Genomic DNA, 18,692 nt, shown 5'->3' on the forward strand with positions numbered 1-18,692 from the left:
CGACCAGCAACCCGACGACCACCCAACCCAGAAGGATCCACGTGTCCAAGCGCATCGAGGTCGACGGCCTCAACGTCTACTACTCGAAGTTCAAGGCCGTCGAGGGCGTCGACATGACGATCGAGCCCCGCACCGTCACCGCCTTCATCGGCCCGTCCGGCTGCGGCAAGTCGACGTTCCTCCGCACACTGAACCGCATGCACGAGGTCATCCCCGGCGCGTACGTCGAAGGTTCCGTCAAGATCGACGGCGACGACCTGTACGCTCCCGGCGTCGACCCGGTCATCGTCCGCCGCCAGGTCGGCATGGTCTTCCAGCGCCCGAACCCGTTCCCGACGATGTCCATCAAGGACAACGTGTTGGCCGGCGTGAAGCTCAACAACAAGCGCATCTCACGGTCGGAGGCCGATGACATCGTCGAGCGTTCGCTGCAGGGCGCGAACCTCTGGAACGAGGTCAAGGACCGCCTCGAGAAGCCCGGCATGGGTCTGTCCGGCGGTCAGCAGCAGCGTCTGTGCATCGCCCGCGCCATCGCGGTGCAGCCCGATGTGCTGCTGATGGACGAGCCGTGCTCCGCGCTCGACCCGATCTCGACCCTGGCCATCGAGGACCTGATCGAGGACCTGAAGAAGGAGTTCACGATCGTCATCGTGACCCACAACATGCAGCAGGCCTCGCGGGTCAGCGACAAGACGGCGTTCTTCAACATCGCCGGCACCGGTCAGCCGGGTCACCTCATCGAGTACGACGACACCGCCACGATCTTCTCGAACCCGTCGGTCAAGTCGACCGAGGACTACGTCTCGGGTCGCTTCGGGTGATCGGCGCTCGCGCGGTCGCCTGACGGCTCCGCCGATCCGGACTGGAGGCCCGGTGCACGTCCGCCACGGACGGCACCGGGCCTCCGTCGTACCGTCGACAGGCTCTGTCTGCCGTCGACACGCTCTGTCTGCCGTCGACACGCCCCCGTTTGTCCGCGACGCCCCGTGCTCCACGAGACGCCGCCGGAGCACGGGGCGTCCCGTGAGGTCGGCGGTGCCAGAGACAGACGGAGGCGTCTCGGTGTGCCGGACGAACGCCGCACACGACGACGCCCCCCGTGACCGACGTGGTCACGGGGGGCGTCGTCCTGAACCGTCAGGGGCTGGTCACGCCTCGGACGTGGGGACGGCGACGACCGGGTCGGAGGTCGGCTGGTCCGAGCCACCAGTCGGCTCGACCGTGATGCCGATCGTGTCACCGGCGCCCATCGTGCCGCGGAGGACCGCCGAACGGACACCACCGTCGACGTCGTCCATCAGGCCGGCCGCGGTGATCGTGCCGCCGGACTCCTGCGACCCGATGTACCAGAGCTCGTACGTCTTGTCCTTCGGTGCCGCGTCGACCCCGTCGAGGATGACCGCGGACCGCTGCAGCTGGCCGGACCACACGACCGTGGCCGTGCCGCCGCCCTTGACCTTCGCGGTGCTCCGCTGGAAGTCCGGGGCCGCGTAGATCTGGTCGAGGCCGGAGGCGGCCTGCGTGGTCGCCGGCGCTCCGCCGTCGTCCTGGAGCAGCGAGCCGCCGACCCCGAAGCCGACGCTGAGGAGCACCACGGCACCCGCTGCGGCGACGCTGAGCATCGCGGCCGGACGCTGGAACCACCGGGCCCGGGCGGTCGACGCGGCACGGCCGGGAGCGGACTGCAGGTCGGTGACCGACGCTGCCGGCGTGACGAGCGGGGCGGACGCGGGGCGGGCCTCCCGGACGGGCTCCGGTGTGACACCGGCGTCGTCCAGGGCGGGCAGCTGCGGGGTCGCCTGGATCTTCGCCATCAGCGAGGTCTTGAGGGACGCGGAGGGTTCGACGGGCGACACGGCGAAGGCGAGGGCCAGTGCGGTCTCACGGAGGGAGTCGGACTCGCGCTGCAGCTCCGGGGAGTCGGACAGCGCCCGCTCGACCGCGGCGCGCTCGTCGTCGGTCAGCGCGTTCAGCGCGTGCGAGCCGGTCATCAGCTCGGGGTCGTCGTGACGGTCGGTCATGACGTCACCCCCATCTCATCGCGGAGTCGGATCATCCCGTCGCGGAGACGGGTCTTGACGGTGCCGATCGGCACCCCCAGCTTGTCGGCCATCTCGCTGTGCGAGAAGCCGCCGTAGTAGGCGAGCTGCACGGCCTGACGCTGGAACTCGGTGAGTCGGGACAGTGCCCGGCTGACGCGTTCGTGTTCGAGCCGGATCTCGACGGACTCGGAGACGGAGTCGAAGTCCGTCTCGAAGTCGCGGATGCCGATCTTGGTGTCGCGGTCGCGGGACGACTGCGATGCCCGCACCCGGTCGACCGCTCGGCGGTGCGCCATGGTGAGGACCCAGCTCGCGGCGCTGCCGCGGGCCTGGTCGAAGCGGGTGGCCTGCTGCCAGACCTCGAGGAAGACCTCCTGCGTGACCTCTTCGGACTGGGCACGGTCACGGAGGAGCCGCGTCACGAGCCCGAGGACCCGGCCGGACAGCTCGTCGTAGAGGTCGGCGAAGGCAGCCTGGTCACCGGTCGCGACCCGACTGAGCAGGTCGTCCGCCGACACCGGTTCCGGGGCGGCGGGAGTCCAACCATCCATGTCGCCTTCCACGAGAGTGAGCATTGCAGGTTTTCCTCCTTCCCGGGTGTGCGGCGTCCACCGCGCGCTCTGGACAGAGCGCTCGGCGACTGCGGTCGCGGTGGTCATCAGCTGGAGTCCCGTTCGGATCGGGTCCCGGCAGCGATCGCTGCGCGGGTGGCGTGGGTACATGTGGCGAGGCCCCGGACGACCCACAGGGAATTGACCCGCGAGCGGGCCCGGGTCGTCCGGGGACCTCGTGTGAGACGTCTTGCGACGGTCACGCTGATGGTTCGGCACCGTCGCCCGGTCGGATTGGGTCAGGGCGGAAATCCGTGACGATCGCTCCTGCCCGGGCGGGCCGACGGGCGGAGCCGGGACGCGCCTCCCGTTCGGCGTCGTCCCCGGGCGGCGGCACGCCCGGTGCCGGATCTGTCCACCGAGAGTGAACACCTGGGTACGACGCGGCAGACGTCTCGTACACTTGGACTTGCCGGGCCGCAGCAAGCCCCGGGCTCCAATATTCGCCGCTCCGAGCGGCCTCGCGCCGAGAGGCGCTTCTGCGGCCCGGTCTTTCCATGTCCGGATGCGGACGGCGCTGCAGGCCACGGCCGGGAGGCGCGTCAGCGGTCCGACGGTCGGGTCACCGCCGTCGACGGCGAGCGGCACGGTGACGCTGGTGTCAGCCTGCCGGTGTCAGCCGCCCGTGTCAGTCCGTCGGCGTCGGCCCGTCGGTGTCAGCCCGTCGGCGTCAGCCCGTCGGCGTCAGCCCGTCGGCGTCAGCCCGTCGGCGTCAGTCGAGACTCTCGCGGCGCCAGAGCGCTGCTGCGGCCGACAGGTCCTCGGCGAGTTCCGCGAGTCGGAAGGCGCGGGTCGTCAGCGCCGAGGCGCGCTCCTCCGCCGAGACGTCCGAGTCGTCCGCCACCGAGGTCGCCCCCGCCGCGGTCAACCGCGCGAAGGCCGCACCGCGCTCGAGCGCCACCGCGAAGTCCCCCGTGTACAGCCCATGCAGGATCCGGTCCGACAGCGTCAGGATCTCCGCCGGGCCCGTCGGTTCCTCGGCACCCGCGACCGCCTGGTCGATCGTGCCGATCAGCTGCGTCCCCCGTTCGAAGAGGTACGCGATCTCCTCCGGGTTCTGCCGGATCACCGTGCGGACCAGGTAGATGCGCCAGAGGGCCCCCGGCAGGGTGTGCGGCCCCACGCGTGCCCAGAGTTCCGCGATCGCGTCGATACCGTGCACGTCCGTGTAGGTGACCAGGCGTTCGACGACGGCCGGGTCCGGGTCCTCGCGCACCCGGTGCAGCAGCGCGTTGGCGGTGTCGTGCGCGACGCGGTTCACCAGGGCCGGGTCCTCACCGCCCTTGATGGCGGCGAACTCGGCATCGGTGAACTGGACGGGACGGTGGTGTTCGCGAGGCACCGCGACAGTGTAGGCGCTGCTCGCCCGCTACCCTTGTGTGCGAGGGCCTCTAGCTCAGTTGGTAGAGCACCGGACTTTTAATCCGAGGGTCGTGGGTTCGAGCCCCACGGGGCCCACCTCAGCCGCTTCGTCCGAGGGCCCCGGGTTCGAGCCCCACGGCGCCGACCCTCTCGTCCGCCCGGAGTGGGGGTGCACCCGTTTCGCAGATCGGACAGCATGCTCGTTGTGGGGGTACCCCGTCGCGCGGCCGATGTGATGTGGTGCTGACATGCCCAGCCCCGACATGGACTCCGCACCGCACGACGACGTCTTCACCCGTACGCAGATCGTCGACGCGATGATCCGGGTGCTCCACGAACTGCCCATGCACGAAGTCACCCCCGCCCGCGTCGCCGACGAGGCGGACGCCACCATCGCGACCCTCGAGGCGTCGTTCCCCAGCTGGGACGGCCTGCTCCTGGCGACCATCGACCGGTGGAACGACCGCCGGACGGGTCCGCTGACGCCGATCGCCGCCGAGCTGGGGACCATCCGGTTCCTCCGCGCGATCGTCACCGCCAACATCGAGGACCCGTCGCTGATGCGCTTCCTCACCTCGACGCTGAACATCGCCGCAGCTCCGAAGCACCCGCTCGCGCCGATGCTGCACGCTCGCTGGCGTCGGTTCCACGGGTTCGTGCAGCAGAGCCTCATGCAGGACATCGCCGCCGGTCGGGAGCCACACACGATGGAGCCGTCCCGTGGCGCGGAGCAGCTCCTGGCCACGTACGAGGGCCTGCAGCTGCAGTCGATGGTCCGCCCGGAGATGGACCTGCTCGAGTCGTTCGACCGGGCGGTGACGCGTCTGCGCGAGGGATGGTCCCGCGAGTACGTGCCGCCGGTGTGGGACCTGGGCCGCGCCAGCTGACCCGTCGGGGTACAAGTCGTCCCCAGGCGATCCATGGCCGGCGCTCTGTCCACATCAGTGCACCGCTCAGCCGTCTGTTGGATTCGCATCGATATGGTCGTTCCTGGTTCCGCTCATCGCGGGACTCCAGCACCGAACGAACCACACCGAACGGGGTACATCGTGATCGAGCCCATCGACGCCACGCAGACCAGCTCCACCGGTGACGCGCGCCGCCTCGTGGAGCTCGCCGCCGCCACCGGGACGACCATGAGCGACGACCTCCTGCTCGACGCGCTGCGGCGCGGAGCCAAGGTCAGCGTCCGTCACATCCGCAAGGACTTCACCGAGGTCGCGACCTCCACGGCCGTCCTCGGGTACGTCGTCCGCCAGCGCAAGGACTTCCTCGCACTGCGCGGTGACGACCCGGCGTGGGCGCAGGAGATCGGCCGCTACCCCAGCGAATCGCTGGCGGTCGAAGCTCTGCGGATGCGGCGGGCCTGACCGGATCGGCCGCCAGATCGGCCGCCAGACCGGCCGCCGTACCGGCCGCCGCAGCGACGGACGTCAGGACCAGACGCGGCGGATCCCCCACGAGCCCGTCCAGGACTCGTCGGCGTCCAGCCATCGCAGCCCTTCGCCGGAGTTGAGCGCGTCGGCGGGCGCGGTCATCGGCTCGACGGCGACCGCCAGTCCCTTGCCGTCACCGCGGGGGAACTCGCGGGACGTGAAGACCTGCACGTAGGGGAACGACGCGTCCTGCCACAGCTCGACGCCGTCGCCCTCGGGGCCGTGCAGCGTCGTGCGACGGATGCCCTCGGCGTCGGGCGTCACGTCGGTGTACGCCGTGTCCAGGTCCGAGTCGCCGGCGCGACGCCCCTGCCGCAGGTCCACGTCCGTGCCCTCGACCGGCCGGGTGCCGTTCGGGATCTTGCGCTCGTCGACGGTGAAGGCCGTCGCGGCGTCGAGCCGGATGACCAGGTCCTCGGCCGGGGTGTCGCCGGCGCGCAGGTACGGGTGGGACCCGATGGCGAACGGCGCCGGGCGACCCGAGCGGTTCGTCACCGTGTGGGTGATCCGGATGCCGTCCTCGACGAGTTCGTGGTGCACCCGTGTCTCCAGGGTGAACGGCCATCCGTGCTGGGGGTGGATCGTGGCCTGCTGCTCGATCGACGACTCGGTCTGGTCCACCACCCGGTACGGCGCGAACCGGAGCAGCCCGTGCGAGGCGTTGCCGTACTTCGGCTCCGAGATGTCGAGCTGCTGCGTCTTCCCGTCGAGCTGCCAGGCACCACCGGCGACCCGGTTCGGCCACGGCGCGAGGACGATGCCGTTGGCACCGGCCGGAGCGTCGCTCGCGGGGAACGGCTCGGTCAGGTCGAAGCCCGCGACGCGGAGTTCGCGGAGGCCGGCGGCGACCTCGGTGACGACAGCCTCGACGACACCGTCCGGGCCGGCGTGCCGCAGGTGGTACTGACCGCCGGTGGGGGCCGCTGTGCTCATGGTCTCTGCTTCCTCTCCGATGTGCGGGTCCTGCCCGCTGGTGCATCCGCGACGACCACGTGGACACCGGCCGCCCGGATCGGGGCGACCGCCTCCGCGCTGACACCCGCGGTGACGACGACGTCGACGTCCTGCAGCGTGCTCACCACGCCGATGTCGGCCCGGCCGAACTTCGACCCGTCCGCGACCACGACCGTACGCCTGCCCGCCGCCGCGAGGACCCGCTTCGCCTCGGTCTCGGGCAGGTTCACGTTGGTCAGCCCGTGGGCGACGTCCAGACCGGTCCCGCCGAGGAACACGAGGTCGGCGGACAGCATCGGCAGCACGGTCGCGTTGAACGGCGCGACGAGCGAGTGCTGCAACGGTCGGAGCGTCCCGCCGGTGACCACGACGGTGAAGCGCGGGATCGCACGTTCGAGCGCGAGTGCGGTGGTGAGTGAGTTCGTGACGACGGTGACGTCGACCAGGTCCTCGCGGGCGACCAGGGCCTCGGCGACCGCTGCGGGTGTGGTGCCGACGTCGAGGACGATGCACTGCCCGGAGCGCACCAGGTCAGCCGCCGCCCGGCCGATCGCCGCCTTCGCGGTGCTGTTCTCGACGGCCGTCTCCTCGAGCGGTCGTTCGCGCGACCCGGCCCCGAGGCGGACGGCACCGCCGTGCACCCGACGGATCCGGGCCTCCCGGTCGAGGGCGGCCAGGTCCTGGCGGACCGTCACCTCGCTCGTCCCGACCGCCGCCGCCAGGGCCGCGGTCCGCACCATGCCCGGGGCGCCGTCCAGGAGCGCGACGATGCGGTCCTGGCGCAGCAGCGCCGGCAGGACGGGAGGCTCCTCAGACGTCACAACACGAGTTTCGTCTGCTTCCACTTGCTTTCGCAACCCTTCGCGCGAGGGTAGAGTGCAGCGGTGATCACGAAACGTGCGACGACGCTCGCGGACGGCCGCGACCTCTTCTACTTCGACGACGCCGACTCGACGCTGCCCGCGGAGCGCAGCATCGACGAGCGTGTCCTGGACCCTCGGCCGGTGACGGCCCGGATGCGGCAGGACGTCCTGACCGGTGAGTGGGTGTCGATCGCGAGCGCTCGGCAGAACCGTGTGTTCCTGCCGCCCGCCGACCAGGACCCGCTCGCGCCGCAGACCGCTGCGAACCCGTCCGAGATCCCGAGCCGGTACGACGTCGCCGTGTTCGAGAACCGCTCGCCGTCGTTCGGGCCGGACCTCGCGGGCGACGATGCACCGTCGTCGCTCGAGTCGCTGTCGGACGTCGGGCTGAACCGGCAGCTCCGGTCGGTCGGGCGCTGCGAGGTGGTCTGCTTCTCCCCGGAGACCAGCGGCTCGTTCGCGTCCATCTCCGAGTCGCGTGCCCGCACCGTGGTCGAGGCGTGGGCCGACCGGACCGCCGCGCTGTCCGCGATGGCCGGCATCCAGCAGGTGTTCCCGTTCGAGAACCGCGGCGAGGCGATCGGCGTCACCCTGCACCACCCGCACGGACAGATCTACGCCTACCCGTACGTCACCCCGCGCACGCAGCGACTGCTGTCGTCGATCGAGCGCTTCGGGCCGGACCTGTTCGAGCAGCACCTGGCCAACGAGCGCGGTTCCGAGCGGGTCGTCCTCGCCGGTGAGCACTTCACCGCCTTCGTGCCGTTCGCCGCACGCTGGCCCATCGAGATCCACATGCTGCCGCACCGTCACGTGCCGGACTTCGCGGGCCTCACCGACGCCGAGAAGGACGAGCTCGCGCACATGCACCTGCGCCTGACCCGCGGTCTCGACGCCCTCTACGGCGACCCGACCCCGTACATCGCCGCGTGGCACCAGGCGCCGGTGCACACCGGACGCGACACCGTCCGGCTGATGCTGCAGATCACGTCGCCGCGTCGATCGGCGGACAAGTTGAAGTTCCTGGCCGGCAGCGAAGCCGCGATGGGCGCCTGGATCGGGGACCTGGTCCCCGAGAAGGCGGCCGAGTTCATCCGAGGAGGGATCGAACGAGCATGACGTTCCAACAGGTGTTCGGGTACGAGCCGACGGTGCGGTACTCCGCGCCCGGCCGCGTCAACCTGATCGGCGAGCACACGGACTACAACGACGGGTACGTGCTGCCCTTCGCGATCGACCGGCGGACCACGGCTGACATCGCTCCCCGTGAGGACCGGGTCATCCGCGTCGCGTCGTCGTTCGACGAGTCCGGCGGTGCCGTGACGCTGTCCCTCGACGACCTCGACCCGTCCCGCATGGACGGCTGGTCGGCCTACGTCTTCGGCATCGCCTGGGCGCTCCGGGAGCAGGCCGACGCCTCGCTCGACAGTCGGACCGGGTTCGACGTGTTCATCGACTCGGACGTGCCGGTCGGTGCGGGCCTGTCGTCGAGTGCGGCGATCGAGTGCGGCGTGGCCCTCGCGTTCAACGACCTGTGGGAGCTCGGCCTCGACCGCAAGACCCTGGCCCGCGTCGGCCAGTACTCCGAGAACCACGCGGTCGGCGCTCCGACGGGGATCATGGACCAGTCCGCCTCGCTCCTCGGCGAGCAGGACGCCGTCGTGTTCCTCGACTGCCGCACGCTCGACACCGCCGTGGTGGACCTGGCGCTCGAGGCGAACGGTCTCGAGGTGCTCGTCATCGACACCCGCGTCGAGCACGCTCACGCCACCGGCGGCTACAAGGCCCGTCGCGACTCGTGCGAGAAGGGCGCGCAGGTGCTCGGTGTCCCGGCCCTGCGCGACGTCGCGGTCGAGGACCTGCCGCGCGCGCAGGAGCTCCTCGACGACGAGACCTTCCGCCGGGTTCGCCACATCGTGACCGAGGACCAGCGCGTCCTCGACACCGTCCGCACCCTGCGTGAGCAGGGACCCCGGGCGATCGGTTCGCTGCTGGTCGCATCGCACGCGTCGATGCGCGACGACTTCGAGATCTCGGTGCCGGAACTCGACCTCGCGGTCGAGACCGCCGTGGCGAACGGCGCGGTCGGCGCGCGCATGACCGGCGGCGGCTTCGGTGGTGCGGCCATCGCGCTCGTCGACCGGGAGGCTCGTGACCGCATCGCCGCGGCCGTCACCGCCGCCTTCGCCTCCGCCGGGTACCGCGAGCCGAACGTGTTCACGGTGCACGCGGCGCAGGGCGCGCGCCGCGACGCGTAGCCCACGCGGCTTCCTCCGGCCGGGAGGCGCGTGTCGGGGCGGCACCGCGCCTCCCGGCCGCGCCGTCCCCGACGCGAAAGCGACAGATGTGCGCGAGTCTTCTGCGCACATCTGTCGCTTTCGCGTACCAGACCGCCACCGCGCCTCGCGGGCCGGGCCACGCCGGGCCGGGCCGCGCCGGGCCGCGCCGGGCCGCGCCGGGCCGCGCCGGGCCGCGCCGGGCCGCGCCGGGCCGGGCCGGCCGCGCGGAGCCACGCGGCGCCGCGCTGCGGACCGCGGCCGCCGTCGGAGACGCGAAAGCGACAGATGTGCGCGGGTCTTCCGCGCACATCTGTCGCTTTCGCGTACCGGGCCGGGCCGCGGCTAGCGCAGGCGGCGCTCGGCCGCCTCGACCACGTTCTTCATGAGCATCGCGCGCGTCATCGGGCCGACGCCGCCGGGGACCGGCGACATGAACCCGGCGACCGCCGCGACGGCCGGGTCCACGTCACCGCGCAGGCGCGCCTTGCCGGTCTCCTCGTTGACGACCCGCGTGATGCCGACGTCGATCACGGCCGCGCCGGGCTGCACCCAGTCCGGCTTGACGAGTCCGGCGACCCCGGCGGCCGCGATGACGATGTCCGCGCGGCGGCACTCGGCCGCGACGTCCGCCGTCAGGGAGTGCGTCAGCGTGGCAGTGGCCTCGAGACGGGTCAGGAGCAGCCCGAGCGGCCGGCCGACGGTGAGCCCCTGGCCGATGACCGTCACGTGCTTCCCGCGGATCGGGATGTCGTACGCACGGAGCATCTCGACGATGCCGCGCGGGGTGCACGGCAGGGGCGCGTCGATCGTGCCGGCTCCACCGGGGACGGCGAGCACGAGCTCCCCGAGGTTCGTCGGGTGCAGGCCGTCGGCGTCCTTCGAGGGGTCCATCAGCTCGAGCATCGGCGTCGGGTCGATGCCCTCCGGCAGCGGGAGCTGCACGATGAACGCGGTGACCCGGGGGTCGTCGTTCATCTGCAGGATCGCGGCACGGATGTCAGCGGCCGAGGCGGTCGTCGGCAGGTCCAGGCGGATCGACTCGATGCCGATCTGCGCCGAGTCACGGTGCTTGCCGGCGACGTAGGACAGCGAGCCGGCGTTCTCGCCGACGAGGATCGTGCCGAGGCCAGGGTGGATGCCCCGCTCGTGCAGACGGTCGACTCGGACACGGAGTTCCTCGAGCGTGCGGGCAGCGAGGGCGGTGCCGTCGATGCGCACGGCCGAGTCCTCCCCCGCCCACCGAGCAGTGGGCAGGGGAGCCACGGCGCCGCTCACGCGTAGAGCGGGAACGCGTCGGTCAGGGTCTTCACCCGGGCCGAGAGTGCTGCCACGTCGGGGTCCGGCATCAGCGTCAGCGCGATGATGTCCGCGACCTCGGTGAACTCGGCGTCGCCGAACCCGCGGGTGGCGAGTGCCGACGTGCCGATGCGGACACCCGAGGTGACCATCGGCGGACGCGGGTCGAACGGCACGGAGTTGCGGTTCACGGTGATGCCGACGTCGTGCAGGAGGTCCTCGGCCTGCTTGCCGTCGACCTCGGACTCGCGCAGGTCGACCAGCACCAGGTGCACGTCGGTGCCACCGGTGAGGACGTCGATGCCGGCGGCCTTGGCGTCGGGCTGCGTCAGGCGCGCCGCGAGGGCCTGTGCGCCGCGGATGGTTCGCTCCTGGCGGTCCTTGAACTCGGGGGTGCCGGCGAGCAGGAACGCGGTGGCCTTCGCCGCGATGACGTGCATCAGCGGGCCACCCTGCTGCCCCGGGAACACGGCGGAGTTGAGCTTCTTGAACAGCGTCTCGTCGTTGGACAGGATGATGCCCGAGCGGGGTCCGGCGAGGGTCTTGTGCACGGTGGACGACACGACGTGGGCGTGCGGGACGGGCGACGGGTGCAGCCCCGCGGCGACGAGACCGGCGAAGTGCGCCATGTCGACCCAGAGCTTCGCGCCCACCTCGTCCGCGATCTCGCGGAACTTCGCGAAGTCGAGCTGACGGGGGTAGGCGGACCAGCCGGCGATGAGGACCTTCGGCTGGTGCTCGATGGCCTTCGCGCGGATGTCGTCGTAGTCGACCTCGAAGGTCTCGGGGTCGACGCCGTACGAGACGGCGTTGTAGATCCGGCCGGAGAAGTTGAGCTTCATGCCGTGCGTCAGGTGCCCGCCGTGCGCGAGCTCGAGGCCGAGGATGGTGTCACCGGCCGACGCGATCGCGTGCAGGACCGCGGCGTTGGCCGTGGCGCCGGAGTGCGGCTGGACGTTGGCGTACGCGGCGCCGAAGAGGGCCTTCGCACGGTCGATCGCGAGCTGCTCGGCGACGTCGACGTACTCGCAGCCGCCGTAGTAGCGCTTGCCCGGGTAGCCCTCAGCGTACTTGTTCGTGAGGACGGAGCCCTGGGACTCCAGGATCGCGCGGGGCACGAAGTTCTCGGACGCGATCATCTCGAGGAAGTCGCGCTGACGGCCGAGCTCCTGCTGCAGGACGGCGGCGATCTCCGGGTCGACCTCGGAGAGGGGGGCGTTGAAGGACGACTGGGTCGCGGCGGGCGACAGGTCGGTGATGGACACGGGACTCCTCGTTGTCTGGCGCGCCGGAGCGCGACACCGCCGAGCAGACGCGCGACGGGGTGGACGATTGGTTGCGGCCCAGGCGTACGGCCGCGCACCGTGTCAGGTGTCGCTCCCCGATGGTGACCCATCCAACGCCAGTCGCGACCCCCCGATCGTACCGAGGCCACCGGTTCGTGTCACCCTTGACTCCATGACCATGCTGAGTCCGGACGTCGACGAGCGGACCTCGGTGCGCGCCGACGTCCCGTGGACGACGGTGGTGTGGGACGACCCGGTCAACCTGATGTCGTACGTCACCTACGTCTTCGAGTCCTACTTCGGCTTCCCCCGGGCGAAGGCCGAGCGCCTGATGCACCAGGTCGACTCCGACGGTCGGGCGATCGTCGCGACCGGGCACCGCGAGGAGATGGAGCGCCACGTGGAGGCCATGCACGGCTACGGCCTGCAGGCGACCGTCGACCGGGCCCCCGCCGCGTGATCCCCTTCGTCCGCCGCGCCGACGGCGTGCACCTCGGCCTGGCCTCCGGCGAGCGCGCCGTCCTCACCTCGCTGGTCGAGCAGCTGCGCCAGGTCCTCGACCACGACCTGGCGACGGACCCGGTGGCCGTCCGGATGTTCCCGGACGCGTACCCGGAGGACGACGAGGCCAGCGCCGAGTTCCGCCGCTACACGCAGGAGGACCTGCGCACCGCCAAGTCCGCGAACGCCGCCGTGGTCCACGAGTGGCTGACGGGTGCTCGTGACGGCGCGTTCACCCGGGCCGACGAGCAGGCGTGGCTCCGGTCCCTCACCGACCTGCGCCTGACGATCGCGGACCGCCTGGGCATCGTGGACCGCGCGACGGCCGACAACGGGCTGGACGGGGACGACGGCAGCGTCGGACTGCGGGACGTCTACGACTGGCTCGGGTACGTGCAGGAGCACCTGGTGGTCACGATCTCGTCGCGCTGACGGGCCGCTCGCCGGTGCGTCTGCCGGACGGGAGGCGCGCCACACGGCCGCCACGGGCCTCCCGCCCGATGCCTCCCGGTCTGGCACCCGTGTCAGCGCCCCAGCAGCTCCCGCCGGTGTGCCCGCGCCCAGCCGGAGAGCGGCGTCGCCGGGTCCCCGGTGATGCGCTCGACCTCGTCCGTGAGCATGTCGACCCCGTCGAGGCCCCGCCGCGCGACCACGCCGAACTGCTGCCGGAGTCCCTCGGCCTGCCACCCGGGCATGCCGGTCAGGCGCAGCATGCCGCCGAAGACGCGGCTGGGCAGGTGCAGGTAGCGCACTGGCCGGCCGAGTCCGGTGGCGAGCTCACGGGCGACGCCGCGACCGTCGAGCAGCTCCGGCCCGGTCAGGACGGGTTCGTCGCAGTGGTGGACGCCGGCGTGCAGCACCGTGCTGGCGACGCGGGCGATGTCGAGCGTGTCGATCCAGCCGATGACGCCGTCGCCCACGGTCTGCGGGAACAGCCCGCGTCGGATCGCCGGCCCGGAGGACTCCAGGTTCGTCATGAAGCCCGACGGGTGCAGGATCGTCCGTTCCAGTCCGCTCGCCCGGACGGCACGGTCGATCCGCCAGATGGCACTGGCCCAGGGCATCGGCGAGTGTTCGGCCGCGTCGCCGCCGGAGAGCTGGACGATCGCGCGGACCCCGGCGGCTCGGGCTGCATGGACGGCGGTGATGCCGTGCTCCGCCTGGCGTTCGGTGGCAGCGGTGACGAGGAAGAGCTGGTCGACGCCCTCGAGCGCGGCGGTGAGGGCTTCACCCTCGTCCATGTCGGCGAGGCGGGCGTCGATCCCGCGGTCGCGGAAGGCCCGGACCTGCTCGGTGCGTCGGACGACGGCGCGGACGTCCGCTCCGGCCGCGTGCAGCATCTCGATGGTCTTGCCGCCGACGTCGCCGGTCGCACCGGTGACCGCGATGGTGTCGCTCATGGTTCCTCCTGGTGGGCGAGGCTGACGCTCGGAGTGAGTATCAGCCTTCTGATACTGAATGGTACGCCGTACGATCGGTCCGTGCCCCGGGAGTTCTCAGCGACGCGAGACGACGTCGACGCCATCGCTGCATGGACGGTGATCCGGGCGGCGCGCGAACTCGCCCGACGCCTGGCCACCGAGCTCGACCCGCTCGACCTCACCCCGGTCGAGTTCGGTGTCCTCGTCCAGCTCGCCGCGGCCGACGGCCTCAGCCAGGCCGACCTCGCCCGTGCCGTGGGCGTCCGCCCGCAGAGCATGACGCCGCTCGTGACGGGGCTCGGCGGACGCGGGCTGCTCGACCGGGGTGCCGAACGGGGCCGCGGCCGGCTCTCCCACATCCGACTGACACCGGCGGGCCGCGAGCTGCTGAGCCGGGCGTACCCGGTCGTGCACGCGAGCAACCGGTGGTTCGGCGACGATCCGGAGGACAGCGCCGCACTGGTCACGACGCTGCGGCCCCTGCTCGGCGACGCCAGCGACCCGGTCGACGCCCCGGTACCCTGAACCGGTGACCGACCCGAGCTCCGCGATCCCCACGCACTGGACCCTCACGCTGGTCTGCGACGACCGGCCGGGCATCGTGCACGCCGTCTCCGGAGCCGTGGTCGCGGCCGAGGGCAACATCACCGAGTCGCAGCAGTTCTCGAGCGCGGACACGAACACGTTCTTCATGCGCCTGCAGGTGATGGCCCCCGTCGACCGCCAGACCTTCCAGGAGGCCCTGGCACCCGTCGTCGAGCGGTACCGTATGCGCGTCCAGCTCGACGTCGTCGGCCGGCCGATGCGCACGCTGGTCCTGGTGTCGAAGGCCGGACACTGCCTCAACGACCTGCTCTACCGTCAGCGCGGCGGGCAGCTGCCCATCGACGTGCCGCTCGTGCTGGCGAACCACCCGGACCTGGCCGGACTGGCGTCGTTCTACTCGGTGCCGTTCGAGCACCGCCCCGTCACAGACGCCGACTCGAAGGCCGCGATGGAGCGCCGCATCCTCGAAGCGGTCGAGGAGCACGACATCGAGCTCGTCGTCCTCGCCCGCTACATGCAGATCCTCTCCCCCGAGCTGTGCGCGGCCCTCGCCGGTCGTGCCGTGAACATCCACCACTCGTTCCTGCCCGGCTTCAAGGGCGCGAACCCGTACCGGCAGGCGCACGCCCGCGGTGTGAAGCTCATCGGTGCCACCGCGCACTTCGTCACGAGCGATCTGGACGAGGGCCCGATCATCGAGCAGAACGTCGTCCGGGTCGACCACACGAAGGAACCGGCCGAACTCGTCTCGATCGGGCAGGACGAGGAGTCCCGCACCCTGACCCAGGCCGTGCGCTGGATCGCCGAGGACCGCGTGCTCCTCGACGGCGCCCGCACGATCATCTTCAAGTAGGCCCGGCGATGCACGACGCACCCCGCAGCCCGATCGACCCCGGCGACGACCACGCACCGGCGACGCCTGCCGCAGCAGCGCGACGGTTCGATGTCTGGAGCGCCCTCCGCTTCCTGGTCTGCGCCTTCGGTCTGCTGTCTCTGGCGTACTGGGGGTACCTGACCTGGCCGTACCCGTTCCCCGCGCTGTTCTTCATCGTCGGCGCCCCGCTGTTCGCCGCCCTGGTGTGGTTCTTCTTCCGCTCACCGAACTCGCCGATCGAGACCGACGTCGTCGGCAAGACCATCGTCGAGGTCGCCCTCGTCGTCGCGGCAGGCGCGACCTGGATCTCGCTGGGCCACCCGGCCGTCGGACTCGTGTTCGTCGTCGTGGCCGCCGTGAGCGGGATCGTCGCGGCCCGGCGGGAGACCGCGTGAGCACCGCCGGACGGGAGGCCCACCGCACGCTGGTCCGCGCCGCCCACCTGGTCGACGTGGCCGGCCCCGTGACGGACGGATGGGTGCTCGTCGGAGGGGACACGATCCTCCAGGCCGGGACGGGAGTCGCACCGGAGGCCGACGAGGTCGAGGACCTCGGTGACGCGACCCTGGTGCCCGGCTTCCTCGACCTGCACGGACACGGCGGCGCGACCCAGGCGTACGAGGACGACGACTTCAGCGCAGCCCTGGCGGCGCACCGCACACACGGCACCACCCGCTCGGTGGTGAGCCTGGTCGCGAATCCGTTGCCGGAACTCGCCCGGTCGCTCGACCGGATCCGCACGGTGACGGCGATCGATCCCCTCGTGCTCGGAGCGCATCTCGAGGGACCGTTCCTCTCCCCGCACAACAAGGGGGCACACAACGAGGACCACCTCGTCGCGCCGACGCCCGGGGCCGTCGACGCGTTGCTCGCAGCGGGCGACGGCGTCCTCCGCCAGATCACGATCGCGCCCGAGCTGCCCGGCGCGCTCGACGCCGTCCGTCGGTTCGTCGCCGCCGGGGTCACCGTCGCCGTCGGGCACACGGTCGGGACGTACGAGCAGGCACGCGCCGCGTTCGACGCCGGTGCGACCGTCCTGACGCACGCGTTCAACGCGATGCCGGGGCTGCACCACCGCCGTCCGGGGCCGATCGGTGCCGCGGTGGACGACGACCGGGTGACCCTCGAACTCATCCTCGACGGTGTGCACGTGCACCCGGCCGCAGCACGCACGCTGTTCCGCGCTGCGCCCGGTCGGGTCGCGCTCATCACCGACGCGATGGGTGCCGCGGGGGCTGCCGACGGCCCCTACCGACTCGGCTCGCTCGACGTCACCGTCACGGACGGCGTCGCGCACGTCACCGGGACGGACACGATCGCCGGCTCGACCCTGACGCAGGACGTCGCGCTCCGGAACGCCGTGCGGCTCGCGGGTCGGTCACTGCCGGAGGCCGTCGCCGCGCTGACGAGCATCCCGGCGGAGGCCCTCGGGCTCGGCGACCGGTTCGGGCGTCTCGCGCCCGGGTTCGCTGCGGACCTCGTCGCGCTGTCGCCGTCGCTCGAGGTCGAGCGCGTGTGGGGTGGCGGGCGGGAGCTGCGCTGACGACGGACGCGGCCTGTCAGCCTTCGGGTGCCGGTCGCCCGGCGTCGAGGTGGCGGTGCAGGGCCGCCGTGAGCACCCGCATGTCCTCGAGTTGCTCGGCGGTGAACGCGTCGATGAAGACGTCGCGGACGACACGGAGGTGCGCGGCGGAGGAACTGCGGAACACCCCCGCCCCGGTCGGGCTGAGCGTGATGGCCGCACCGCGAGCGTCGCCACCGACCGCGCCCCGGAGCACGAGCTGCCGTGCCTCCATGCGCCGGAGGTGGTGCGAGAGCCGACTCCGTTCCCAGCCCACGACCACGGCGAGGTCCGACGACCGCAGGGTCCGGTCCGGAGCTTCGCTCAGCGCCAGCATCACCGAGTAGTCGCCGGGCGAGATCCCGGAGGTCTCCTGGAACGCAGCCCCCAGGGTGCGCTTGACGCGCTCGGAGGTCTCGACGTAGTCCCGCCAGACCGCCAGCTCGGACGCACGCATCGACCGCTTACCGGCACGTTGCTCCTGCGGTTCACTCATGTGTGTCCTCCTGTTGACAACGCGACGGTACCGTCACATGATTGACGCGTCAACCATTTGGTTGATGTGTCAATCAAGTGAGGGACCATGCCCGACATCATCTTCGGCCTCGACACGTTCGGCGACGTCCCCTCCGACGACACCGGCGTGCAGGTCAGTCACGCCCGTTCGATCCGGCAACTCGTCGACGAAGCCGTCCTGGCCGACGAGCTCGGCGTCGACGTCTTCACCGTGGGCGAGCACCACCGCCCGGAGTACTCGGTCTCGTCGCCGGAGACGGTGCTCGCGGGGCTGGCCACGGCGACCGAGCGCATCCGCCTCAGCTCCGGCGTCACGGTCCTCAGTTCGGATGACCCCGTACGGGTGTTCCAGCGGTTCGCGACCGTCGACGCCCTGTCGAACGGGCGGGCCGAGGTGATCCTCGGGCGCGGCTCCTTCACCGAGTCGTTCCCGCTCTTCGGCTACGACATGGCCGACTACGACGTGCTGTTCGAGGAGAAGATCGAGCTGTTCGCCCGACTGCTGCGGGAGACGCCCGTCACCTGGTCCGGGACGACCCGAGCGCCGCTCGTCGACGCCGACGTGTTCCCGAAGACGGAGCACGGCCTGACGACCTGGGTCGGCGTGGGCGGATCCCCGGAGTCGGTCGTGCGGACCGCGCGGTACGGCTTCCCGCTCATGCTCGCGATCATCGGCGGCCAGCCCGAGCGCTTCACGCCGTTCCTCGACCTCTACCGGCGTGCGACCGAGCAGTTCGGGACACCGCGGCACCCGGTCGGGATGCACTCCCCCGGTTTCGTCGCGGACACCGACGACGAGGCCCGGGAAGCGTGGTTCCCGCACTACAAGGTGGTGCGGGACCGCATCGGCGCGCTCCGTGGCTGGCCGCCGGTGACCCGCGCCGAGTTCGACCACGAGGTCGAGTCCGGGTCGATGTACGTCGGGTCCGCCGAGACCGTCGCACAGCGGATCGCACGCAGCGTCCACACGATGGGCGTCGGGCGTTTCGACATGATCTACACCTCGGGCGCCCAGTCGATGCGGTCGCGCCTGCGGTCCGTCGAGCTGTACGGCAGCACGGTCGTCCCGCGCGTCCGCGAGCTGCTCGCCGACATGCCCTCGTCGCCCGCACCGGACGCCCTGTCTCTTATACACATCTCCGAG

Annotated in this window: 21 protein-coding genes, 1 tRNA gene and 1 riboswitch; of the genes, 13 read left to right on the forward strand and 9 right to left on the reverse strand. The window is 71.5% G+C overall.

What is annotated here, in order from left to right:
• The first annotated feature begins 41 nt into the window (after nucleotides 1-41).
• The gene (gene pstB, locus DEJ33_RS14395) at nucleotides 42-821 is read left to right on the forward strand and encodes a phosphate ABC transporter ATP-binding protein PstB (RefSeq protein ID WP_111078155.1); all 780 of its coding nucleotides are present in this window, start codon (nucleotides 42-44) and stop codon (nucleotides 819-821) included.
• A gap of 327 nt (nucleotides 822-1,148) precedes the next feature.
• On the opposite strand, the gene DEJ33_RS14400 is transcribed toward pstB, so the two are convergent.
• The 3 genes from DEJ33_RS14400 to DEJ33_RS14410 form a co-directional block, all read right to left on the reverse strand.
• Nucleotides 1,149-2,021: an anti-sigma factor gene (locus DEJ33_RS14400; RefSeq protein ID WP_258368816.1), complete on the reverse strand. Its 873-nt coding sequence runs from the start codon at nucleotides 2,019-2,021 to the stop codon at nucleotides 1,149-1,151.
• Entirely contained in the window at nucleotides 2,018-2,617 is a 600-nt protein-coding gene (sigK, locus tag DEJ33_RS14405; protein ID WP_110903455.1) for an ECF RNA polymerase sigma factor SigK, read from the reverse strand. The genes DEJ33_RS14400 and sigK overlap by 4 nt, the downstream gene beginning before the upstream one ends.
• A 748-nt stretch (nucleotides 2,618-3,365) precedes the next feature.
• Nucleotides 3,366-3,995 carry a DNA-directed RNA polymerase subunit beta gene (locus tag DEJ33_RS14410; protein WP_110903456.1) on the reverse strand — a complete coding sequence of 210 codons (630 nt, stop codon included), beginning with the start codon at nucleotides 3,993-3,995 and terminating at the stop codon, nucleotides 3,366-3,368.
• Nucleotides 3,996-4,038: 43 nt separating this feature from the next.
• On the opposite strand from DEJ33_RS14410, the gene DEJ33_RS14415 reads away from it, so the two are divergent.
• The 3 genes from DEJ33_RS14415 (at nucleotide 4,039) to DEJ33_RS14425 (ending at nucleotide 5,385) form a co-directional block, all read left to right on the forward strand.
• A tRNA-Lys gene (locus DEJ33_RS14415) sits at nucleotides 4,039-4,111 on the forward strand.
• 152 nt (nucleotides 4,112-4,263) lie between these two features.
• Nucleotides 4,264-4,902: a TetR/AcrR family transcriptional regulator gene (locus DEJ33_RS14420; protein WP_111195358.1), complete on the forward strand. Its 639-nt coding sequence runs from the start codon at nucleotides 4,264-4,266 to the stop codon at nucleotides 4,900-4,902.
• A gap of 162 nt (nucleotides 4,903-5,064) precedes the next feature.
• Entirely contained in the window at nucleotides 5,065-5,385 is a 321-nt protein-coding gene (locus DEJ33_RS14425) for a hypothetical protein (protein ID WP_111195359.1), read from the forward strand.
• 63 nt (nucleotides 5,386-5,448) lie between these two features.
• On the opposite strand, the gene DEJ33_RS14430 is transcribed toward DEJ33_RS14425, so the two are convergent.
• Together DEJ33_RS14430 and DEJ33_RS14435 are read right to left on the reverse strand one after the other, a co-directional pair.
• Nucleotides 5,449-6,384, reverse strand: coding sequence for an aldose 1-epimerase family protein (locus tag DEJ33_RS14430; RefSeq protein ID WP_111078157.1), 936 nt, complete (start codon nucleotides 6,382-6,384; stop codon nucleotides 5,449-5,451).
• Nucleotides 6,381-7,226: a DeoR/GlpR family DNA-binding transcription regulator gene (locus tag DEJ33_RS14435; protein ID WP_258378176.1), complete on the reverse strand. Its 846-nt coding sequence runs from the start codon at nucleotides 7,224-7,226 to the stop codon at nucleotides 6,381-6,383. The genes DEJ33_RS14430 and DEJ33_RS14435 overlap by 4 nt, the downstream gene beginning before the upstream one ends.
• A gap of 63 nt (nucleotides 7,227-7,289) precedes the next feature.
• Between DEJ33_RS14435 and galT the strand changes: the two genes are divergently transcribed.
• Nucleotides 7,290-8,387, forward strand: a complete 1,098-nt coding sequence (galT, locus tag DEJ33_RS14440) for a galactose-1-phosphate uridylyltransferase (protein WP_111195360.1) — start codon at nucleotides 7,290-7,292, stop codon at nucleotides 8,385-8,387.
• On the forward strand, nucleotides 8,384-9,526 hold the full coding sequence (gene galK / locus DEJ33_RS14445) for a galactokinase (protein WP_111195361.1): 1,143 nt from the start codon (nucleotides 8,384-8,386) through the stop codon (nucleotides 9,524-9,526). Before galT ends, galK begins: the two co-directional genes overlap by 4 nt.
• Nucleotides 9,527-9,889: 363 nt before the next feature.
• Here the strand turns inward: galK and DEJ33_RS14450 are convergent, their stop codons facing one another.
• Together DEJ33_RS14450 and glyA are read right to left on the reverse strand one after the other, a co-directional pair.
• The gene (locus DEJ33_RS14450; protein ID WP_111195369.1) at nucleotides 9,890-10,801 is read right to left on the reverse strand and encodes a tetrahydrofolate dehydrogenase/cyclohydrolase catalytic domain-containing protein; all 912 of its coding nucleotides are present in this window, start codon (nucleotides 10,799-10,801) and stop codon (nucleotides 9,890-9,892) included.
• Between the two features lie 17 nt (nucleotides 10,802-10,818).
• A complete protein-coding gene (gene glyA / locus DEJ33_RS14455; protein WP_375334522.1) occupies nucleotides 10,819-12,108 on the reverse strand; it encodes a serine hydroxymethyltransferase in 1,290 nt (429 codons plus the stop codon).
• Nucleotides 12,109-12,177: 69 nt separating this feature from the next.
• Nucleotides 12,178-12,263: riboswitch (ZMP/ZTP riboswitch) on the reverse strand.
• 38 nt (nucleotides 12,264-12,301) lie between these two features.
• Here glyA and clpS point away from each other — a divergent pair.
• Together clpS and DEJ33_RS14465 are read left to right on the forward strand one after the other, a co-directional pair.
• On the forward strand, nucleotides 12,302-12,589 hold the full coding sequence (gene clpS / locus DEJ33_RS14460) for an ATP-dependent Clp protease adapter ClpS (protein WP_110903463.1): 288 nt from the start codon (nucleotides 12,302-12,304) through the stop codon (nucleotides 12,587-12,589).
• Nucleotides 12,586-13,062 carry a DUF2017 family protein gene (locus tag DEJ33_RS14465; RefSeq protein ID WP_111195362.1) on the forward strand — a complete coding sequence of 159 codons (477 nt, stop codon included), beginning with the start codon at nucleotides 12,586-12,588 and terminating at the stop codon, nucleotides 13,060-13,062. The genes clpS and DEJ33_RS14465 overlap by 4 nt, the downstream gene beginning before the upstream one ends.
• Nucleotides 13,063-13,154: 92 nt before the next feature.
• Here the strand turns inward: DEJ33_RS14465 and DEJ33_RS14470 are convergent, their stop codons facing one another.
• Nucleotides 13,155-14,030 (reverse strand): NmrA family NAD(P)-binding protein, encoded by an 876-nt coding sequence (locus DEJ33_RS14470; RefSeq protein ID WP_111195363.1) that lies wholly within the window; start codon nucleotides 14,028-14,030, stop codon nucleotides 13,155-13,157.
• Nucleotides 14,031-14,111: 81 nt separating this feature from the next.
• On the opposite strand from DEJ33_RS14470, the gene DEJ33_RS17320 reads away from it, so the two are divergent.
• From DEJ33_RS17320 to nagA, 4 genes are read left to right on the forward strand one after another with little or no spacing between them, the layout of a single operon-like run.
• Nucleotides 14,112-14,576 (forward strand): MarR family winged helix-turn-helix transcriptional regulator, encoded by a 465-nt coding sequence (locus DEJ33_RS17320; protein ID WP_181437318.1) that lies wholly within the window; start codon nucleotides 14,112-14,114, stop codon nucleotides 14,574-14,576.
• A gap of 4 nt (nucleotides 14,577-14,580) precedes the next feature.
• Nucleotides 14,581-15,450: a formyltetrahydrofolate deformylase gene (gene purU / locus DEJ33_RS14480; protein WP_111195364.1), complete on the forward strand. Its 870-nt coding sequence runs from the start codon at nucleotides 14,581-14,583 to the stop codon at nucleotides 15,448-15,450.
• Nucleotides 15,451-15,458: 8 nt separating this feature from the next.
• A complete protein-coding gene (locus tag DEJ33_RS14485) occupies nucleotides 15,459-15,866 on the forward strand; it encodes a YrdB family protein (RefSeq protein ID WP_111195365.1) in 408 nt (135 codons plus the stop codon).
• Nucleotides 15,863-17,014 carry an N-acetylglucosamine-6-phosphate deacetylase gene (gene nagA, locus DEJ33_RS14490; RefSeq protein ID WP_258378177.1) on the forward strand — a complete coding sequence of 384 codons (1,152 nt, stop codon included), beginning with the start codon at nucleotides 15,863-15,865 and terminating at the stop codon, nucleotides 17,012-17,014. The genes DEJ33_RS14485 and nagA overlap by 4 nt, the downstream gene beginning before the upstream one ends.
• Before the next feature lie 16 nt (nucleotides 17,015-17,030).
• Here the strand turns inward: nagA and DEJ33_RS14495 are convergent, their stop codons facing one another.
• Complete coding sequence (locus tag DEJ33_RS14495; RefSeq protein ID WP_111195366.1) at nucleotides 17,031-17,528, reverse strand: MarR family winged helix-turn-helix transcriptional regulator; 498 nt, start codon at nucleotides 17,526-17,528, stop codon at nucleotides 17,031-17,033.
• Nucleotides 17,529-17,615: 87 nt separating this feature from the next.
• Between DEJ33_RS14495 and DEJ33_RS14500 the strand changes: the two genes are divergently transcribed.
• Nucleotides 17,616-18,692, forward strand: a 1,077-nt coding sequence (locus tag DEJ33_RS14500) for an LLM class flavin-dependent oxidoreductase (protein ID WP_111195367.1), incomplete at its 3' end; no start/stop codon positions are given.

It is taken from the genome of Curtobacterium sp. MCPF17_047 (assembly GCF_003234045.1).
In the GTDB taxonomy this organism is placed as follows: Bacteria; Actinomycetota; Actinomycetes; order Actinomycetales; family Microbacteriaceae; genus Curtobacterium.